The 18,775-nt window shown below is 74.6% G+C and carries 17 protein-coding genes and 1 tRNA gene; 9 read left to right on the forward strand and 9 right to left on the reverse strand.

From position 1 onward, the window contains the following. Positions 1 to 95: 95 nt before the first annotated feature. Positions 96 to 1,256 (reverse strand): Gfo/Idh/MocA family protein, encoded by a 1,161-nt coding sequence (locus tag ACFYR0_RS07510; RefSeq protein ID WP_389323738.1) that lies wholly within the window; start codon positions 1,254 to 1,256, stop codon positions 96 to 98. A 116-nt stretch (positions 1,257 to 1,372) separates the two neighbouring features. Then, positions 1,373 to 1,723, reverse strand: coding sequence for a cupin domain-containing protein (locus ACFYR0_RS07515; RefSeq protein WP_389322913.1), 351 nt, complete (start codon positions 1,721 to 1,723; stop codon positions 1,373 to 1,375). Between the two features lie 243 nt (positions 1,724 to 1,966). On the opposite strand from ACFYR0_RS07515, the gene ACFYR0_RS07520 reads away from it, so the two are divergent. From ACFYR0_RS07520 to ACFYR0_RS07530, 3 genes are all read left to right on the forward strand, one after another. Beyond that, entirely contained in the window at positions 1,967 to 2,605 is a 639-nt protein-coding gene (locus ACFYR0_RS07520; protein WP_389322915.1) for an SRPBCC family protein, read from the forward strand. A gap of 76 nt (positions 2,606 to 2,681) precedes the next feature. Next, a tRNA-Pro gene (locus ACFYR0_RS07525) sits at positions 2,682 to 2,755 on the forward strand. A gap of 271 nt (positions 2,756 to 3,026) precedes the next feature. Then, on the forward strand, positions 3,027 to 4,289 hold the full coding sequence (locus ACFYR0_RS07530; protein ID WP_389322917.1) for an MFS transporter: 1,263 nt from the start codon (positions 3,027 to 3,029) through the stop codon (positions 4,287 to 4,289). 58 nt (positions 4,290 to 4,347) lie between these two features. On the opposite strand, the gene ACFYR0_RS07535 is transcribed toward ACFYR0_RS07530, so the two are convergent. The 7 genes from ACFYR0_RS07535 to ACFYR0_RS07565 form a co-directional block, all read right to left on the reverse strand. Next, positions 4,348 to 5,223: a helix-turn-helix transcriptional regulator gene (locus tag ACFYR0_RS07535; RefSeq protein ID WP_389322919.1), complete on the reverse strand. Its 876-nt coding sequence runs from the start codon at positions 5,221 to 5,223 to the stop codon at positions 4,348 to 4,350. 88 nt (positions 5,224 to 5,311) lie between these two features. Further along, positions 5,312 to 6,157, reverse strand: coding sequence for a class I SAM-dependent methyltransferase (locus ACFYR0_RS07540; protein ID WP_389322921.1), 846 nt, complete (start codon positions 6,155 to 6,157; stop codon positions 5,312 to 5,314). Then, complete coding sequence (locus tag ACFYR0_RS07545) at positions 6,154 to 7,662, reverse strand: 4-hydroxyphenylacetate 3-hydroxylase N-terminal domain-containing protein (RefSeq protein WP_389322923.1); 1,509 nt, start codon at positions 7,660 to 7,662, stop codon at positions 6,154 to 6,156. The genes ACFYR0_RS07540 and ACFYR0_RS07545 overlap by 4 nt, the downstream gene beginning before the upstream one ends. After that, positions 7,659 to 8,330, reverse strand: coding sequence for a flavin reductase family protein (locus ACFYR0_RS07550; RefSeq protein ID WP_389322925.1), 672 nt, complete (start codon positions 8,328 to 8,330; stop codon positions 7,659 to 7,661). The genes ACFYR0_RS07545 and ACFYR0_RS07550 overlap by 4 nt, the downstream gene beginning before the upstream one ends. Beyond that, the gene (asnB, locus tag ACFYR0_RS07555) at positions 8,327 to 10,147 is read right to left on the reverse strand and encodes an asparagine synthase (glutamine-hydrolyzing) (protein ID WP_389322928.1); all 1,821 of its coding nucleotides are present in this window, start codon (positions 10,145 to 10,147) and stop codon (positions 8,327 to 8,329) included. Before asnB ends, ACFYR0_RS07550 begins: the two co-directional genes overlap by 4 nt. Beyond that, positions 10,147 to 11,031 (reverse strand): hypothetical protein, encoded by an 885-nt coding sequence (locus ACFYR0_RS07560; protein ID WP_389322930.1) that lies wholly within the window; start codon positions 11,029 to 11,031, stop codon positions 10,147 to 10,149. The genes asnB and ACFYR0_RS07560 overlap by 1 nt, the downstream gene beginning before the upstream one ends. A 294-nt stretch (positions 11,032 to 11,325) precedes the next feature. Beyond that, complete coding sequence (locus ACFYR0_RS07565; RefSeq protein ID WP_389322932.1) at positions 11,326 to 12,174, reverse strand: response regulator transcription factor; 849 nt, start codon at positions 12,172 to 12,174, stop codon at positions 11,326 to 11,328. Positions 12,175 to 12,663: 489 nt separating this feature from the next. On the opposite strand from ACFYR0_RS07565, the gene ACFYR0_RS07570 reads away from it, so the two are divergent. Genes ACFYR0_RS07570 through ACFYR0_RS07595 form a run of 6 tightly spaced genes read left to right on the forward strand, consistent with a single transcriptional unit; the run spans position 12,664 to position 18,745 of the window. Continuing rightward, the gene (locus tag ACFYR0_RS07570) at positions 12,664 to 13,614 is read left to right on the forward strand and encodes an ABC transporter permease (protein WP_389322934.1); all 951 of its coding nucleotides are present in this window, start codon (positions 12,664 to 12,666) and stop codon (positions 13,612 to 13,614) included. Next, positions 13,611 to 14,435, forward strand: coding sequence for an ABC transporter permease (locus ACFYR0_RS07575; RefSeq protein WP_389322937.1), 825 nt, complete (start codon positions 13,611 to 13,613; stop codon positions 14,433 to 14,435). Before ACFYR0_RS07570 ends, ACFYR0_RS07575 begins: the two co-directional genes overlap by 4 nt. After that, a complete protein-coding gene (locus tag ACFYR0_RS07580) occupies positions 14,432 to 15,205 on the forward strand; it encodes an ABC transporter ATP-binding protein (protein WP_389322939.1) in 774 nt (257 codons plus the stop codon). The genes ACFYR0_RS07575 and ACFYR0_RS07580 overlap by 4 nt, the downstream gene beginning before the upstream one ends. Next, the gene (locus ACFYR0_RS07585; protein WP_389322941.1) at positions 15,202 to 16,095 is read left to right on the forward strand and encodes an ATP-binding cassette domain-containing protein; all 894 of its coding nucleotides are present in this window, start codon (positions 15,202 to 15,204) and stop codon (positions 16,093 to 16,095) included. Before ACFYR0_RS07580 ends, ACFYR0_RS07585 begins: the two co-directional genes overlap by 4 nt. Then, complete coding sequence (locus ACFYR0_RS07590) at positions 16,092 to 17,729, forward strand: ABC transporter substrate-binding protein (protein ID WP_389322943.1); 1,638 nt, start codon at positions 16,092 to 16,094, stop codon at positions 17,727 to 17,729. Before ACFYR0_RS07585 ends, ACFYR0_RS07590 begins: the two co-directional genes overlap by 4 nt. Next, positions 17,726 to 18,745, forward strand: a complete 1,020-nt coding sequence (locus ACFYR0_RS07595; RefSeq protein ID WP_389322945.1) for an LLM class F420-dependent oxidoreductase — start codon at positions 17,726 to 17,728, stop codon at positions 18,743 to 18,745. Before ACFYR0_RS07590 ends, ACFYR0_RS07595 begins: the two co-directional genes overlap by 4 nt. Positions 18,746 to 18,775 lie beyond the last annotated feature (30 nt).

Genomic DNA, 18,775 nt, shown 5'->3' on the forward strand with positions numbered 1-18,775 from the left:
ACCCGGGGCGTGCCACATTCGAGGCAGGAGGGGGCCGGCGGCGACGCAGTCCTCACGCTCGGGTATCGCCTCCGGCCTCCCTTCACCACGCACGGCTACGACACGGGGACCGGCACCCAGCCCCCGTCACGCGCCGACCGCTCCATGGCCTCCAGCGCCACGGCACTGCGCACGGCGTCCGTGAGGGTCGCCCCGTACGGCCGCCCCTCCTCGACCGAGCGCAGAAACCGGTACGCCTCGACGACCTTCAGATCGTCGTAGCCCATGGCATTGGCCGCCCCCGGCTGGAAGGCCCCGAACTCACCGTCACCGGGACCCACGTACACCGTGCTCACCGGCTGGTCCTGGTAGGCCGGGCCACGGCCGACCCCGAGCTCGTTCATCCGGCGGAAGTCCCAGAACAGCGCACCCCGGGTCCCGTGCACCTCGAAGCCGTACGCGTTCTGCTCGCCGACCGACACCCGACAGGCCTCCAGGACACCCCGCGCGCCGGAGGCGAAGCGCACCAGACAGCTGACGTAGTCCGCGTTCCCGACGGGTCCGGGCGCGCCGCCGGCCGCGCGGGCGTGACCGGCCGTGGGGGCCGTCGGGCGGGGCCGCTCGGGGACGAACACGGCCGTGTCGGCGGTCAGTTCGGTCGGCTCGCCCAGCAGATACCGGGCGAGGTCCACGCCGTGCGAGGCCAGATCGCCCAGCACTCCGCTGCCACCGTGCTCCCGCTCGTACCGCCAGGTCAGCGCGGCGTCGGGATGGGCGGCGTAGTCGCTGAACAGCCGGACGCGGGCATGGGTGACCCGGCCGATCTCCCCGTCGGCGATCAGCGCGCGGGCCGTCTCGACGGCGGGCGCGTTGCGGTAGTTGAAGCCGACCGCGCCCTGCACACCCGCCCCGGCGACCGCGTCGGCCACGGCACGGGCGTCCGCGGCGGTCAGGCCGACCGGCTTCTCGATCCAGAGGTGCTTGCCCGCCCCGGCCATCGCCGTGCCGATCGCGCGGTGGAGGAAGTTCGGCGCGGTGACGCTCACGGCCTCGACGCGGGGGTCGGCCGCCACCTCGCGCCAGTCCCGGGTCGCCGACGCGAACCCGAACTGCCCGGCCGCCCGCTCGGCCAGCCCCGGCACCTCCTCGGCGACCGCCACCAGCTCGGGCCGCAGCCCGAGCCGCGGATAGTGATGCGGCAGCCGGGCGTACGCCCGGGTGTGCACCCGGCCCATCCAGCCGAACCCGACGACGGCGACACCGAGCGCGCGCACCACCATGCCCAGCTCTCCTCTGTGTCCTCGGACGCCTCTCCGGACCGGGACGAACCGCCCCGGACCACCCTCGGCGCCCGTGTTCACAGGTGTCAATCCGTGCCGCCGGGCACCCTGCCTCAGAGGTTGATCGCGTACGCCTTGCGCAGCGTCTCGTGGACCGTCCACGTCGTACGGTCGCCCTCGCGCAGCACGGCCAGGTCGCCGGGCCCGACCCGCAGCGTCGGCCCGCCCTCGACCTCGATCGTCGCCGAGCCGCTGATCACCACGAACAGCTCGTCCGCCTCGGTGTCGGTCACCACGCCGGGGGTGATCTGCCAGACGCCCCGGACCTGCCGGCCGTCCGCCGACTCCCAGACCACCTTCCCGGTCACCTCGGGTGTGCCGGAGACGATCTGCGCCGGGTCGAGCGGCTCCGGTCCGAGCTCGGCGTCGGGGATGTGGAGAGCGAAGCTGTCGCTGTGCGTCATGCGGCGACCCTAGCCACCGGACGGGGTCCTCCGGCGCCGACAGAGTGTGGGGTGTCACCCCTGCCGACAGGACAGTCCGTCGGGTCGGATCGGGTGACCGAGGTGGCGGGGCCGGGCGGGCCGGGCGATCGTGGAGGGCAGTGCGGTGCAGTGTTGTGCGGGACACGGCAGGACAGGACAGGGGCGGCGGTGACCATGACGGAGTCGCGCCGGCTCGGCGAGCGACCTCCTGAGGAGCGATGAATGATCGACGTCACGGACCAGATCACCTCCGTGCGACGCAGGGCGGGCCGCCGCCCGTTCAAGGCGGCCGAGGCCCGCTACGTCACCATCGGGCGCGTCTTCGACGTCCCGCTCGACGACCTGTGGAACGCCTGCACCAGCCCCGAGCGCCTCCCGCAGTGGTTCCTGCCCCTGACGGGCGACCTGCGCGTCGGCGGCCAGTACCAGCTGGAGGGCCACGCCGGAGGCACCGTCGACCGCTGCGACCCGCCCGAGCGCCTCCTCGCCACCTGGGAGTACGAGGGCGACATCAGCTGGATCGAGCTGCGCCTGTCACCGGAGGGCGAGGGACGCACCTACTTCGAGCTGGAACACCTCTTCGACACCGGCGACGAGAAGTGGGCCGAGTACGGCCCCGGCGCGGTCGGGGTCGGCTGGGACATGGCCCTGGTCGGACTCACCCTGCACCTGGCCACCGGCGAGTCCGTCGACGGCGAGCAGGCGATGGCCTGGTTCGGCTCCACCGAGGGCCTCTCCTTCATCACCGCGTCCGGCGAGTCCTGGTACACCGCGAACGTCGACAGCGGTGAGGACCCGGCCGTCGCCCGCGCCGCCGCCGACCGCAACGCCGCCGCCTACACCGGCGCCGGGCAGGCGTAGCCGCCCGGGGCCCCCGTCACCCATGCGGTAGGGTTTACCTGCACGATCACCGGGTCCGTCCCGCTGATCGGAACACCGGGACGTGGCGCAGCTTGGTAGCGCACTTGACTGGGGGTCAAGGGGTCGCAGGTTCAAATCCTGTCGTCCCGACGTGTGAAGCGACAGCCGAGAGGCCGTACCGGATGACTCCGGTACGGCCTCTCGGCCGTTCCCGGGGGACACGGGGGGCCTGACGCCGTTGGGGCCGGTGCGGCGACCCAGGCTGTGAGCCGGGGTAACAGGACGAACGCCTGTCTGGCTGCGCGGGAGGACCGCCGGAACGATGGCCGGGCAGGGCTGCCCGAGCGCGCCGGGGCCCTGTGCCTCCGGGGTCTGCGAGACAGGCCCTCGCCCCCAGCCTCGTGAAAGGCAGTGATCCCTCGTGAGTCCGAGCGCATGGCAGGCCGCGTTCGACCGATGGCGGTACGCCGGTGTCCTCCTGCTGCTGTTCCTGTTCGGCACCGAGACCTTCCTGGTCTCCCCGCTGCTGCCCACCATCGCCGACGACATCGACGTGTCCGAGTCCGCGGCCGCCCACAGCGTCACCGCGTACGTCCTCGTCTACGCCGTCGCCGCGCCCTTCCTGGGACTACTCAGCGACCGCGTCGGCAGGCGGCGCACCCTGCTCGCCGGAACCGCGCTGTTCCTGCTGGCCAACGCGGCTGCCGCGGCGGCGGGCGGGCTCGCCCTGCTGATCGTCTCGCGGGCCCTGGCCGGACTCGCCGCCGCCGCGGCCGGACCGGCGATCTGGGCGCACATCGCCGAGACCGCCCCCGACCGGGTGCGCGGCCGGGCGCTCGCCCTGGGCATGGCCCTGTTCTCCTGCGGCCAGGTCGTCGGCGTGCCGCTCGGCGGACTGCTGGCCGGGGCGGCGGGCTGGCGCTCGGCGTTCCTCGCCCTGGCCGTCGCCACCGCCGCGGCCGTGCCGCTGCTGCTGCGCCAGGTGACCGGACGGCCCGCGCCCGAGGCGGCGGCCCGGAACCAGGGTGCCTTCGGCGCCGTGCTCGCCGCGTGGCGTCATCCCGCCCTGCGCCGCGCGCTCGCCGTCAACACCGCGTTCCACGCCGCCAACCTGGGCGCCTACACGTTCCTCGGCGTGGTGCTCGTCGACCGGTTCGACCTGTCGGTCTCCGCGCTCGGCCTCGTCGGCGTCCTGGTCGGCGCGGGCAGTGTCGCCGGGTCGCTGGCCGGCGGACGGCTGGGCGACCGGGCACGGGCCGCGGGCCGTGACCACCTCCCCCTGCTGGCGGTGTGGGGGCTGCTCCTCGCCGTGGGTGTCGCGCTGTCCGCCTCGGGCCCCGGCCTCGTGCTCGCCCTGCTCGGGGTGACCGTCTGGTTCGTGGCGAGCGGCGGGTTCGTCATCGACCAGCAGACCCTCGCCGGTACGGCCGCCCCCGACCTGCGGGCCACCTCCAGCGCGTGGCTGACCTCGACGATGTACGCCGGAACCGGGCTCGGCGCCTGGGCCGTCGGCGCCTTCGACGCGGCGGCGACCGGAACGCTCCTGGTCGGGACGGGTCTCGCCCTGGCCTCGGCGCTCGCGGCCCTCGCCGTCAGCACCGGGATGCGGCGCGACGCGAAGCGCGGAGGCGGCACGGCCGCCGCCGTGCCGGGCGGGGCGGCGCAGGAGACGGCTCACCCCTGAGTCGCTCGGCCGGCGGGCACCCGTGCGGCGGGCTGAACCGGGGAGGCGCCCTGTCGGCTCAGCCCGCCGCGCGGGCGTCCGCGTCCGGGTCCACCGCCCGCAGCGGCCGCTCGCACAGCCCGGTCATCCGCTCCCGGTCCTGTTCGGTCGACGGCGTGAAGAGCAGGATGAGCGCGGAGGGGTCGTCCACCGGGTGGAAGGACGACAGCGACAGGGACATCGGGGCCGACCCCGGCGGCCGAACCGTCACCGTGCGGGCCGTCAGCTCCGCCACCGAGTGGCAGCCCCACCAGTGGCGGAGCTCCGGCGCGTCCTCCTCCAGCCGGTCGTAGAGCTCACCCGTGCGCCCGTCGGCCAGGGCGGGACCGGCCTGGGCGCGGAAGTGCTGGAAGATGTTCATCGCCAGCGGCTCCCAGTCGAGCAGCACCGTCCGCAGCCGTGGGTCGGCCACCATCAGCCACATCAGATTGCGCCGGTCGCCCGGCACCGACTCGGGGCTGCCCCACAGCGCGCTCCACGCCGTGTTCCAGGCGACCAGGTCGAAGTGGCGGTCGAGCAGCACCGCCGGACTCGCGGGCCAGGAGTCGAGGACCGGCCGTACGGTCGCGGCCAGCCCCGCGGGCTCGGCGCCTGACACCACCGGTTCGTGGTGGCCCGCCAGACGCATCGCGTGCCGCAGCCCGGCCGCGTCCAGCCGCAGGGCCCTGGCCACCGAGGTCAGCACCTGGCGGCTGGCGGTCACCCTGCCCTGCTCCAGCCAGGTGTACCAGGCGAGCCCGACCCCGGACAGCGAGGCGACCTCCTCGCGGCGCAGACCGGGCGTGCGCCGCCGCGGCGTGGCGGTGAGCCCCACGTCGACGGGCTTGAGCAGCTCGCGGTGGGCGCGCAGGAAGGCTCCCAGCTCCTGGCTGGGGCCGGGGATGGGAGTGGACATGCTGACGGCTCCTCGCCTCGGTCGGTTCCGCGACGGGCCCGGAGTGCCAACCGGCCTCCGGGCCCGTGGTGTTCAGCCTATGCCTCGCTCATCCGCGCGCGCCGAGGCGCCACAGCCGTACCGGCATCGCGCTGACCCGCCCGTGCCGCGACTGCCGCTCCCAGGCGGCCCGGCCGACGGCCGCGAAGAACTCCGCCCGCTGTCCGGGCTCCAGTGCGGAGGCGTAGTAGTCGCCGAACGTGGCCGCGTGGAAGTGCTCGTACTGCGCCGCGTCGCGGACGGTGACCACCGCCTCCCGCTCCCACCACTCCTCGACGGTGAAGAACTCGGCCAGCAGCGAGGCGAGTTCGTTTTCCTGGCGGGTCCGGGTCGCGATGGGCAGCACCCGGTGGCCGGCCAGCAGGGCCGGTACCGACTCACGGGCGACGCCGAGGGCCGTGAGCGCGTCGCGCACGACGTCGTCCTCGCCGCCGAGCCCGTGCTCGTCCCGGGTCGGGTGATACGTCGTCAGCAGGAAGCTGCCGCCCGGCGCGAGATGGTCCCGCACCCAGCCCAGCACCCGGTGCTCCACCGGGTACAGCCAGTGCAGCACCGACGTCATCGTCACCACGTCGGCCCGGTACGGCAGCGGCTCGGGCGCGGTCAGGTCGGCCCGCCGCAGCGCGACCCGGTCGCCGTACGGGCGCAGCCGCTCTCCCGCCTCGGCGATGCGGTGCTCGGAACGCTCGAGCCCGACGGCCAGCCGCAGCGAGGGATGACGCTCCAGCGCCTCCTGGAGCAACTGGCCTATCCCGCTGCCGAGATCGACCAGTACACCGGGCTCGCCGGGCACCCGGTCGAGCACCCAGTCGCGGTCGTGGACCTGACGCAGCCGGCTGGCGTCGTCGTAGCCGCCCAGGGTGCGGGCCTGGGCCTCGATGTCGGACAGGGTCACGGCTGCTCCTCCACGGTGGACGACGGGTCGGCGGGACGGCCGGGCCGCGGCGCGGCGATGAACTCCTCCAGCCGCCGCCTCACCTCGCTCTGGTCGTACCGCTTGAACAGGTTGATCCGGTTGCGGGCCAGGTCGCCCCGGTGGACCAGCTCGTAGAGGTGCTGACGCTGGCCGAAGCCGTCGCCGGTCAGCTCCCAGGCGAGCCGCAGCAGCCGGGACTTGGCTTCGGCGTCGATGCCCCGTCCGCGCATGTAGCGGTCGAGCAGGGGGCGCAGCCGGGGGTGCGCGAGATCGTTCTCGGTGGGCTGCATCAGCAGTCCCGAGGCCCCGATCCGGCGCAGCACGTCCACCGCCCCGTCGGCGGCCTCGGCCGACCAGACCCGGCTGGCGGCCGTGTCGCCCGGGGCGAGCAGCCCGCTGTCGGTGACGACGGCCCGCGCCTCGGCGGCGTCCAGGAAGAGTTCGGTCAGCTCGGCGTAAGAGGCGAGCCGGCCGAGGTCCTCCTGGATGTTGCGGAAGCCGTCGACGCCGATGCTCTCGGCGACCAGGGTCGCGGTGGCCAGCAGGGTGCGCAGCCGTTCCCGGTAGCGGACGTGCCCGATGTACGCCGACCAGGCGTTGATCCTGGCCAGTCCGGTGCGGGCCAGGGCGGCGTCCTTCAGCAGGAAGACCCGGTCCCAGGGGACGAGGACGTCGTCGAAGAACAGCATGGCGTCCTGCTCGTCGTAGCGCGCCCCGAACGGGTGGGCGTGGCCCCACGGTTCGGCGCCCAGCGGCTCCCGGCACAGGGTCACCAGACCGGGCGTGTTCAGCGGCAGCGCGAACCAGGAGACGAACTGCTCGCCGCGCCCCTGGGTGAACGAGGCCGACAGATAGACGAGCACCTCGTGGGCGAGGGGAGCGAGCGTGGTGAGCTGTTTGGCGCCGCGTACGACGATGCCCCGGTCGTTCTCGGCCACCACCCGCAGCGCGAGGTCCGGTTCGTCCACCGGGTCGGCGGAGCGGTCGATCTGCGGATCGCCCAGCGCGTGCGAGAGGACGAGGTCGTTGGTGGCGCAGTACCGGTGCCACGCCTCCGCGTTCGCGCCGAAGCCGGGCCGGGACCTGTCCAGTTGACGGCGGAAGTCGTAGAGCCCCACGGCGATCGACGCCATGAAGGACGGCGAACGGCCGTGCTGTCCGAAGGCGTTGGCGTGCCAGAACTCGGCGCTGCGGCGCTGGAGGCGCAGTTCGTCGAGGGTGCGCGGCGGCTGGTAGGCGCGGGCCAGCCGCAGCCCGCTCTCGGGGTCCTCGTAGGTGAGCAGTTCCCGGTGCCCGGGGTCGTGCTGGAGGTCGAGCAGGTCCGCGAGGGCGTCGGCCGCGGGGCGGAAGGCGCGGTGGCCGGCCGGGTCCGACACCCGCCGCCCGTCGAGGTACAGCTCACGGCCGTCGTCGAGCTCCGCCCGGTACCGGTCGCCGGTGAGCAGCCCCCGGGCGGTGGCGGCGGAGGTGTCCAGCAGGGTCATGTACGGGCTCCCGTCGGGGGTGTGGGCGGGCCGGCGAGCGAGCGGTACTCGCCGTGGTGGTAGATCAGCGGCTCTCCTGGCACCGCGTCGGCCGCCGCCACCCGGCCGACGAGCACGGTGTGGTCGCCGCCGGGCAGCACGGAGTGCAGCCGGCAGTCGAACCAGGCCAGACAGTCCTCCAGGACCGGCGCGCCGGTGGCCCGGGGAAGCATCGGCGCGGCGGTGAACAGGCCGAGGGCGCGTCCGGCGCCCGGTGCGGCGAAGCGGCGGGCGACCGGCTCCTGATGGCGGGCCAGGACGGCCACGGCGTAGCGGCCGTCGGCGCGGACCGCGGCCGTCAGCGGGCTGCGGGCGCTCACCGCGACGCTGACCAGGAGCGGGTCCAGGGAGAGGGTGCACAGGGACGACACCGTCTTGGCGAAGACCTCCTCCCCGTGCCGGGCGGTGAGCAGGGCGACGCCGCTGGTCCAGCGGCGGGCGGCGAGCCGGAAGGCGTCCGGGCCCGGCTCACCGGCGTGGGCCGGTCGCGTGCCTGTCCCGCCGTGCCGGGCGGGGTGTGTGCCCGTCCCGCCGTGCCGGTTCGGGTCCGTGCCCGCCTCGCCGAGCCGGGCGGATGCGTCGGTTCCCGCCTCGCCGCGCCGGAGCGCGTCCGTACGGGGCGCGCTCACCGCAGCCCCACCCGGTAGGCGCGCAGCCATTCGTCGACCTGCACCAGGTGGTCCAGGCCGCCCACCGGATTGGGTGCCGTACGGGGACCGGGCAGCGGACGGCCCTCCTTCAGGGCCAGCCGTACGGTCTCCCGGTCGACCAGGTCGAAGACCGGGGCCCCCGGGTCGGCGAGCAGCTCCCGGGCGCGCTCGGTGAGCACCTGGGTGTAGCGCACGGCGGGTGTCGACGGGTAGCCGCTCTTGGGCCGGTCGGCCACCCGCTCCGGCAGCAGATCGCGCACGGCGTCCCGCAGCAGCCCCTTGGGTCTGCCCCCGGGTGCCTTGAGCGCCCAGGGCACGTTCCACGCGTACTCCACGAGCCGGTGGTCGCAGAACGGCACGCGCACCTCCAGGCCGACCGACATGCTGATCCGGTCGACGCGTTCCAGCAGCGGCGGCAGCCAGCGCGTCAGCGCGAGATGGAACAGCTCGCGCATCCGCCGGTCGGTGCCGTCCTCCCCGGGCAGCGCGGGCACCTGCGCCAGCGTGGCGCGGTACTGCTCGGCGGTGTACTCCTCGGGCCGCACCACCGCCCGCACCTCGGGACGCAGCAGCGCGGCCGGGGTCGTACGGCCGTGCAGCCAGGGGAAGGTGTCCGCGGCGCGGGCGGCCGGGTCGTGGAAGTAGGGGTAACCGCCGAAGACCTCGTCGGCGGCCTCCCCGGACAGCGCGACCGTCGAACGCCGGCGCACCTCACGGAACAGCAGGTGCAGCGAGGCGTCCATCTCGCCCCAGCCCGGCCGGTCCCGGGCGCGCAGCACGGCCGCGCGGGCGTCGAGGAGGTCGTCGTCGGGGACGACGACGGTGGTGTGCAGGGTGCCGATGTGCTCCGCGGCCGCCTTGACGAAGGGGGCGTCGGCGCCGGTGCGCCAGTCGTCGGGCGCCCGGTCCGTGCTGCCGGGGAAGTCCACCGAGAAGCTGCCGACCTTGCCCTGCCCGGCCCGCTCCCGGGCCTGTGCCGCCAGCGCCGTGATCGCGCTGGAGTCGACGCCCCCGGACAGCAGGGTGCACAGCGGCACATCGCTCATCAGCTGGCGCTCCACGGCGTCGGCGAGCAGCTCGCGCACGGTCCGCCGGGTCGTGGCCGGGTCGTCGGTGTGCGGGCGGGAGACCGGCTGCCAGTACCGGGTCTCCCGGGTCACGGACCGCCGTATCCGCACCAGATGGCCGGGACGCACCTCGCGCAGGCCCCGGAACAGGCCGTGCCCGGCGGTGGGCGCGGCGGGCAGCGCGAACAGTTCGGCGATGCCCTCGGCGTCCAGTTCGGCGCGGAACGCGGGATGGGCGAGCACCGCCTTCGGCTCCGAGCCGAAGAGGACGCCGGTGGCGTGGGCGTGCCAGTACAGCGGCTTGATGCCCAAGTGGTCGCGGGCCAGGAGCAGTTCCTCGGTCCGCCCGTCCCAGAGCGCGTAGGCGAAGATGCCGTTGAAGCGGCGTGGGGCCTCGGCGCCCCACTGGAGATGGGAGCGGAGCACGACCTCCGTGTCGGAGCGGGTGCGGAAGGTGTGGCCGAGGGACTCCAGTTCACGTCGGAGGTCGGTGTAGTTGTACAGCTCGCCGTTGTAGGTGAGCACCGTCCCGTCCGCCTCCAGCGGCTGGGCGCCGCCGTCGAGGTCGATGACGGACAGCCGGCGGTGGCCGAGTGCCGCGTGCCGGGTGAGCCGGATGCCGGCGGAGTCGGGGCCGCGGCAGGCGAGGGTCTCGGTCATCGCCTCGACGGTGGTGCCCCGGGTCCGCAGGTCGGCCGCCCAGTCGAGCCAGCCGGTGACGCCGCACATCACAGCTCCCCGGGAAGGCCGGCGGAGCGGTCCTGTTCGGCGGCGGTGCCCGCGCCGGTGGACGCCTCCCAGCGGCAGCCGTGTCCGCTGGGCCCGGTGCGCAGACTGTGCGACGGCTCGAACCCCTTGGCGCGGATGTTCGCGGACAGGGCCCTGACGCAGTACGTGCAGGGCGAGGCGAGGGTGATGCGGACACCGGAACGCCGGGCCTTCTCGCGGTAGTCCCAGATCGCGCAGTGGGTGATGGTCAGCGCCGCCCGGTCGGTAACCCCGGTGCCGGTGCCGGTGCCTGCGCTTGTGCCGGTGTCGTCGTCGAACTCGTAGTCCGATCCGTACAGTTCGGCCTGGCGGGCGATGCGGTGGACGGGGTCGGCGGCGCCCCGGCCGCGATCGGGTTCCACCTCGCGGTGCACCTCGCCGATGGCCGACGCCCAGGCGGCCAGGGCCTGTTCGCCGAAGCGGGCGACGAGGAAGCGTTCCATCAGGGCCTGGCCGCGGAAGAAGACGCGCTGCCAGTCCGTGGAGGTGCCGGACTCGGCGTCCGGCAGGTCGGCGAAGATCTCCGACTGGAGCGCGAACCAGTCCACGAGGTGTGTGTTGTTGTTGCGGGCGGCCAGCAGCCGGGTGAGCCCGGACTCCGCCTCGTGCAGCCGCTGTCTCCACAGGGCCGAGCGTTCTGCGTCCGGCATGCCGCGGTAGGTGTTGCGCAGGCGTTCGGGCTGCCGTTCGGCCTGCGGCCCGGGTGCGCCGGGCGTGCGCGGGCCGTCCAGCACGGCGGTGGCGGGACGGCCGGTCTCCCGGGCGCCGACGCCGTCGTCCGCGGTGGTCGCCGAAGCCCCGTCGGAACCGTCGCGCGCGATGCCTGCTGAGGGCGCATCGCTCATGTCGGGTCTCCTTCGCGGTGGGGGGCGGACCGGTGGGGTCCTGGTGTGCCGCAACGCTATGAAGCGAGCCGGCCGGCTCAGAAGCCCCGAAAGGCTGCGCCGACGGCGACCATCGGGGCCCGGGAACTACTCCGAAGGTCGCCCTCGGCGCCCCACGGCACAGGCGGCGCCGGAGACCTTCGCGGGGACGCCGAGGCGTGCGGTCCGCGCGTGCGTCGTACGCGGCGGCCGTCACTCGCCGGACACGCCGACGGGCGGGCACCTTCGCGGTGCCCGCCCGTGACGTCCGGCGGCTCAGCCCGCCAGACCGTGGCGGTGCGCGTACAGCGCCGCCCGCAGCCGGTCCGACTGGCCCGTCTTGCGCATGGCGTTGGTGAGGTGCTTCTTCACCGTGGCCTCGGCCAGGGCCAGTTCACGCCCGATCTCGGCGTTGCTCAGCCCGCGGGCGAGCTGCGCGAGGACCTGGCGTTCGCGGTCGGTGAGCCCGCAGGTCTGGGGCAGGGGCTCGGCGGCCTCCCCGGCCAGGTTCGCCGCCTGGACGCGGGCCGGCGGGGGAGCGGGCAGGAACACCGAACCGCCGGCACCGGCCACGGCCACCGCCCGGATGATCCGGTCCTCGGGCAGGTCGAGCGGGAAACAGCCGCTCGCGCCCGCCAGCAGCATGCGGCTCGCCTCGGCGGTGCTCTCCGCCCGGCGCAGCAGCAGCACCCGTGCCTGGGGCGCGGCGTCGGCGGCCCGCAGCCGGGCGACCAGCGCCAGGTCCTCCGCGAGCGTCCCGCCCCGGCCGAGCAGCACCACGTCGGGCCGGACCCGGCGCAGCGCGTCCGGCAGCCGCAGCGGGTCCGCGGAGCTGCCGACGACCGCGAGGCCGGGGTCGGTGTTCAGGACACTGCGCAGCCCGGCGCTGGCCACCGGGTGGCGCTCGGCGAGGAACACCCGCACGACGGACGCCTGGCGGTGCGCCCGCGGCCCGGCGCAGGCGGCGTGCCCGCAGTCGCAGACGGCCACCGGCGGCCGCCCGGCGGTCCGTTCCTCCGCGTCGGCCAGGAACTGGTGCCCGGCGATCAGGTCCAGCGGGTTGTCGATCTCGGCGTGCAGCGCTCGCGGAGCGCACGGCGCGGGCGCGACGGTCAGCGCGGTCACGACGGACTCCCGTGCGGGACGGACAGACTCGCGTGCAGGGCAGACGGATTCCCGTGCGGGACAAGGGAGATGACGTCAAAAGGGCGGTACGGCTTCATGTGTGTCCCCTCGGCGGTGGCGGATCGGCCTGGAGCAGGGAGAGGGGCGCGCGGACGGACGGGGCCGTCGGGTCAGCGCCCGGCACACGGACGACAGGACTCGTCGAAGCACCTGCGGTGCCACGAGCCGCCGATACCGACCAGGGTGAAGTCGGTTCGCCGTTTGACCATGCGAGCAGCGTAAATCGGCCGTTCGACGGGGGTCAACCAGGACCGGACCACACGCGTATGAGGGAACCGTGTATTCCGTACGACCGGTCCTATGACCACCGGTATCGGCATCAACGCCTGGCTGGTTCCCGCCCCCGCGCTCCCCGCACTCTTCTGGCGAACCGCACCCGGCCAGGAAGGAAACCGAGCGCATGGCCGCCCACTCCCGCGAGACCGACGGATGAGGCGGTACCTGCTGCGGCGACTGCTGCTGGCCGTGCCCACCCTCCTCGGCGTCACCGTCGTCGTCTTCGCCGCCGTCGCCCTCGTCCCCGGGGACCCCGTGCTCGCCCTGCTCGGCCCCGGTGCCTCCGAGGAGGCCAGGCAGCGGCTCACCGAGCGCCTCGGGCTGGGCGAGCCCCTGCCGGTCCGCTACCTGCACTGGCTGGGACACGCGCTCCAGGGCGACCTCGGTGTCTCGGTCTCCGCCCAACGCCCGGTCGGCGAAATGCTGTTGCCCGCTCTCGGCCAGACCCTCCTGCTGGCCGGCGCCGCGTTCCTGCTGGTGCTCACCGGCGGCACCCTGCTGGGCGCGCTCGGCGCGGGCCGCCCCGACGGGCCGGTCGCCAGGGCGGCGAGGGCGCTGGGCACCCTCGCCGTGTCTGCGCCGCAGTACTCCGTGGCGCTGCTGCTGATCGCCGTGTTCGCGGTGGGGCTGCGCTGGTTCCCGGCCGGCGGCACCCACGACCTGTTCACCGGCGGCGGCGCGGCCGACCAACTGCGCCACCTCGTGCTGCCCGCCGTGGCGGCGGCGCTCGTGCCGCTCGGCCTGACCGCCCGGGTCTTCGGCGCCGCCCTCGGCTCCGTCCTCCAGTCCGAACTGGCCGACGGGCTGCGCGCCCGCGGCCTGCGCCGCCCGGCCGTGCTCCGGCACTGCGTCCACAACGCGGCCCCGGCCCTGCTCACCATCGGCGGGCTCCAACTGGCCTATCTGCTGGAGGGCGTGGTCTTCGTCGAGACCCTGTTCGCCTGGCCGGGCCTGGGCCGGCTGCTCTACGACGCCCTCACCGCACGCGACCTGCCGCTGATCCAGGCGGGCGTGCTGCTGGTAGCCGTCGCCTTCGTCGGCGTCAACATCCTGGTCGACACCGCGCACGCGCTGATCGACCCCCGGCTGCGAGGTGCGCTGTGAGCAGACGCCCGCCCCTCTCCGCCTGCCTCGCGGCCGCCCTGCTCCTGCTGGCCGTCGTCGGCCCGCTGCTGGCACCCGGCGACCCGGACGCGGGCGACCTGCGCGAGCGGCTGCTGCCGCCGGGCAGTCCGGGTCATCTCCTGGGCACCGACACCCAGGGCCGGGACGTCCTCAGCCGCCTCCTGGTCGCGGCGGGCCCCTCGCTGCTCGGCGGCCTCCTCCCGGTGGTCGTCGCCACCGTCGCCGGCGGCCTGCTCGGCATCGCCGCGGGCCTCGGCGGCAGCCGCACCGAACACGCCCTGCTGCGCACCCTCGACGTGCTCTACGCCTTCCCGGGCGTCCTGCTGGCGATCACCGTCGCCACGGTGATGGAGCCGGGCCTCACCGCCACGGTCGTCTCGCTCTCGGTCGTGCTCACCCCGGCGGTCACCCGGGTCGCCTTCACCGAGGTGCGGCGCATCCGCGGCGCCGAGTACCTGGTGGCCGCCCGGGTCAGCGGGGCGGGCGCCCGGACGGTCGCCGTGCGCCAGGTCGCCCCGGTCGTCACCCCTGTCCTGCTCGTCCACTCCTCCTCCCTGGTCGGGCTGGCCATCGTCTACGCCGCCGGGCTGTCCTTCCTCGGCCTGGGCGTGCCGCCGCCCGCCGCCGAGTGGGGCGCCATGCTCGACGAACTGCGGCCCAGCCTGCTCACCCGCCCCGAGGTCGCCGTGCTGCCCGCCCTGACCGTCCTCGCCGTCTCCGTCGTCTTCAACACCCTCGGCGAGGCCCTGCGTCGCCGCACCGGGGCCGGGCGCGGGCTCCTCGCGGAGGCCGGCCGATGAGCGCACCCGAACGGCTGGAGGTAGCGGACCTGACGGTCACCCACGGCGGTGTACGCGCCGTGGACGGAGTGTCCCTGACCGTGCTCCCCGGCGAGGTGCTGGTCCTGCTGGGGGAGTCCGGCAGCGGCAAGTCCACCCTCGCCCGCACGGTCCTCGGCCTGCCCGGCCCCACGGCCCGGGTCGGCGGCAGCGTGCGGCTGTCCGGCACCGAACTGCGCACCCTGGACGAGCGCGACCTCAGCGACATCCGCGGCCGCCGCATCGGCTACGTCCCCCAGGACCCGGACGCCGTTCTCGACCCGCTGCGCCGGATCGGCTCCCAGCTCGTCGAGGTGCTGCTGCGCCACCGGGTGGCGGCCGGCCGCCGCACGGCCCGTGAGGCCGTCCCGGAACTCCTGGCCGCGGCGGGCCTCGACGACCCGGACCGGGTGGCCCGCAGCCATCCCCACGAACTCTCCGGCGGCCGGCGCCAGCGCGCCGTCATCGCCCTGGCCCTGGCCTGCTCGCCCGGTCTGCTGATCGCCGACGAGCCGACCACGGCGCTCGACGCCCTGGTCCGCGGCCGCGTCCTGGACCTGCTGGCCTCCCGCGGCGCCTCCGTACTCCTGGTCACCCACGACATCGGCGTCGCCCGCCGGATCGGGCACCGGGCGGCGGTGCTGCGAGCGGGACGGATCGTGGAGTACGGGCCGGTCGCCAAGCTCCTCACCGAACGCGAGCACCCCTACGCCGCCGCACTGGTGGCGGCGCAGCCGGGAGGCGCCCGATGAGCCGCCGCGCGGTCACCGAGGCGGTGGACACCGCGAGCACCGAAGTCGGCGGACACCACCACCTCCTCCGCCTCGACCAGGTCTCCAAGAGCTACCCGCGCGGTCCCCTCGCCGTCGACGGCGTCTCGCTCCGGGTGGCGCGCGGGGAGACCGTCGGGCTGGTCGGCGAGTCCGGGTCCGGCAAGTCCACGCTCGGGCGACTGGCCCTCGGACTGCTCGCACCCGACGCGGGAACCGTCCGCTTCGACGGCCACGACCCCCACCGGCTGCGCGGCGCCACCGGCCGGCGCGTCCGGGCCCGGCTCCAGTTCGTGCCCCAGCAGCCGAGCGGCTCGCTGAACCCGGCGCTGCGGGCGGGCGAGGCCGTCGAGTTCGCCCTGCGCGTCCACGGCACACCCCGCGAGGAACGGCAGGACCGCGTCGCCGACCTGTTCCGAAAGGTCGGCCTGGACCCGGCCCTGGCCAGGCGCCGCCCGCGCGAGCTCTCCGGCGGACAGGCCCAGCGCGTCGCCGTCGCACGGGCGCTCGCGACCGGACCCGACCTGATCGTCTGCGACGAACCGACCTCGGCCCTGGACACCACCGTCCAGGCCCAGGTCCTCGCCCTCCTCGCCGACCTCCAGCAACACCTCGGCCTCGCCTACCTGTTCGTCTCCCACGACCTGGCCGTCGTACGGCAGCTGTCGCACCGGGTCGTGGTCCTGCGCGCGGGACGGGTGGTGGAGGAGGGACCGGCCGAGGCCCTGTGGTCCGCGCCCCGCCACCCGTACACCCGCGCCCTGCTCGCCGCCGACGGCGGTGTCCCCGAGCCCCCCGCACCGAACCGGCCCGGTGATCCGGAGCCGGCCGGTGAACCGTCCGCCCCTCGAGCCACACCGTCCGCCCCTTGAGTCACGACGAGGAACCCATGACGCACCACCACCGTCCACCCGTCTCCCGGCGCCGCGCAGGCCTGGCCGCCGTACTCCTGCTGAGTCTCGCCGTGTCCGGCTGCGGCACCGGCAGCGCCGCCGACGACACCCCCGGCGGCGGGTCCGGCGGCACCCTCGTCATCGGCGCGACGGGCAGGCTCCCCAACCCGGACACGGTGATCGGCGGCGCCGGCTTCGAGGGCAAACGCCTGGTGAGCTTCCAGATCTACGAGGGCCTCACCCGCTACGACCTGTCCAGGGGCGACGGCCCCTCCGAGATCACCGGCGCCCTGGCCACCTCCTGGAAGGTCGCCCCGGACCGCAGGACCTGGACGTTCACCCTGCGCAAGGGCGTGAGGTTCCAGGACGGCACCGGCTTCGACGCCGACGCCGTGCTGTTCAACCTCGACCGCTATCTGGACAAGGACAGCCCGCAGTACACCGACGCCCTCGGCGCCGCCGCGAGCGAGTACGCCGGGGGCATCACCTCGTACTCCAAGCTCGGCGAGGACAAGGTCCGCCTCGTCACCAGGACGCCCAACGGGCACTTCCCGCAGGACCTCGCCCACGTCCTGATCGCCAGCCCCACCGCCGTGCGCGAGACCGGGACGGAGAAGTTCTCCGAACACCCCGTCGGCACCGGCCCGTTCCGCTTCGTGCGCCAGCAGACGGGCGAACAGATCGAGCTGGCCCGCTTCGACGGCTACTGGCGCGGCGCCCCCGAGCTGGACAAGCTGGTCGTGAAGGCGCTGCCCGACGCGGCCGCCCGCACCGCCGCCCTGCGCTCCGGCGAGGTCAACTGGATCGAGTACCCCAACCCCGACGACCTCCCGGGTCTGAGGGACGACGGCGCGAAGGTCGTCACCAACAGCTACGACCACCTCTGGTACTGGATCCTCGACACCGCCGCGAAGCCCTGGGACGACCCCCGGGTGCGCCGGGCCGCCAACCACGCCATCGACCGCGAGGCCATCGCCGAGAACCTGCTGCACGGCACCGCCGACCCCGCCCACCAGGCCGCCCCGCGCGGCACGTTCGCCTACGACAAGTCGCAGGACGTCTACACCCACGACCCCGCGAAGGCCCGGCGGCTGCTCGCCGAGGCCGGCTACCCGAAGGGCTTCAGCACCTCCGTCACCGTGCCCACCGGCGGCTCCGGGAACCTCGTCCCGGTGCCCATCGCCGAGGCCGTGCAACGCGACCTCGCCGCCGTCGGCATCAAGGCCGAGATCCGCACCACCGACTGGTCCACACTGATCGGCGCCGAGGCCGAGGGCGAGGTCGCCCGCGGCTCGCAGGCCATCGCCCAGTCCACCACGCTGTTCCAGTCCGAGGCGCTGCTGCCGCTGTTCATCGGCACCGGCAGCCCCTTCTGGACCGGCCACTACAGCAACCCCCGGGTCGACAGGCTGCTGGCCTCCGCCGGTGCCGAGGCCGACCGGGCGGCCCGCGAGGCCGACTACACGCGGGCGCTGCAGCTCGTCACCGAGGACGCGCCCTGGCTGTTCGTCGTCAACGACCGCAACCCGAGGGCGCTCTCGCCGAAGGTGCGCGGCTTCGTGCAGCCCCAGTCCTGGTTCATCGACCTCACGACCGTACGGGTGGACTCATGACCCTCTCCCACACCCCGGCGACCGACCCGCCCCCGAAGTGGGGCGTCACCCTGCCGCTGCCCGGCCTGACCATCGACCGCCACCGCTTCCTCGTCGAACGGCTCCCCGACCTCGGCTACACGGACGTGTGGAGCGCCGAGGGCGGCGGCACGGACGCCTTCACCCCGCTCGCCGCCGTCGCCGCCTGGTCGTCCTCGCTGCGCATCGGCACCGGCATCGTCCCGGTGCACACCCGCGGCCCGGCCGTGCTCGCCCAGACGGCCGCCACCCTCGCCCAACTCGCCCCGGGACGCTTCCTGTTCGGCCTCGGCGCCTCCGTGCCCGCCCATGTCACCGACATCAACGGCATCCCGTTCGACGAGCCCTTCAAACGCACCCGGGACGTGCTGCGGTTCGTCACCCGGGCCCTGCGCGGGGAGTACGTCGCCGGGGACTTCGACACCTTCTCCATCAGCGGCTACCGGCTGCCGCACCCGCCCGCCGACCCGGTCAAGGTGATCCTCGGCGCCCTGCGCCCCGGCATGCTGCGCCTCGGTTTCACCGAGGGCGACGGGGCCATCACCAACCTGCTGTTCCCCGACGACGTGCCGAAGATCCTCGACGCCGTCGGGCCGCAGCCGCCGGGCAAGGAACTCGTCGTCAAGGTGTTCGTCTGCCCCACCGAGGACACCGACTACGCCCACCGCGCCACCCGGCCCTTCCTCGCCTGGATCCTCAACCGCGAGCCCTACCGCAAGTTCCACGCATGGCTGGGCCACGGCGAACTGCTGCGCGAGTCGCACGAGCGCTGGGCGGAGGGCGACACCGACGGCGCGCAGAAGGCGCTGCCCGACGAGGTCGTGGACGGCCTGTTCATCAGCGGCTCGCCCGAGGAGTGCCGCGAACGCATCCTGCGCTACCACCGGCCGGGCGTGACCACCATCCAGCTGTACGTGTCCCTGCCCCCCGAGGTCTTCGTCAGCCGGGCCCGGGTCCTGGACACCCTGACCCGGCTCGGCCCGGCCGCCGCGCACTGAGCGGCCTGGACGGACTGCCAGGCCGCCGCC

It is taken from the genome of Streptomyces sp. NPDC005017, assembly GCF_042873115.1.
GTDB lineage: Bacteria > Actinomycetota > Actinomycetes > Streptomycetales > Streptomycetaceae > Streptomyces.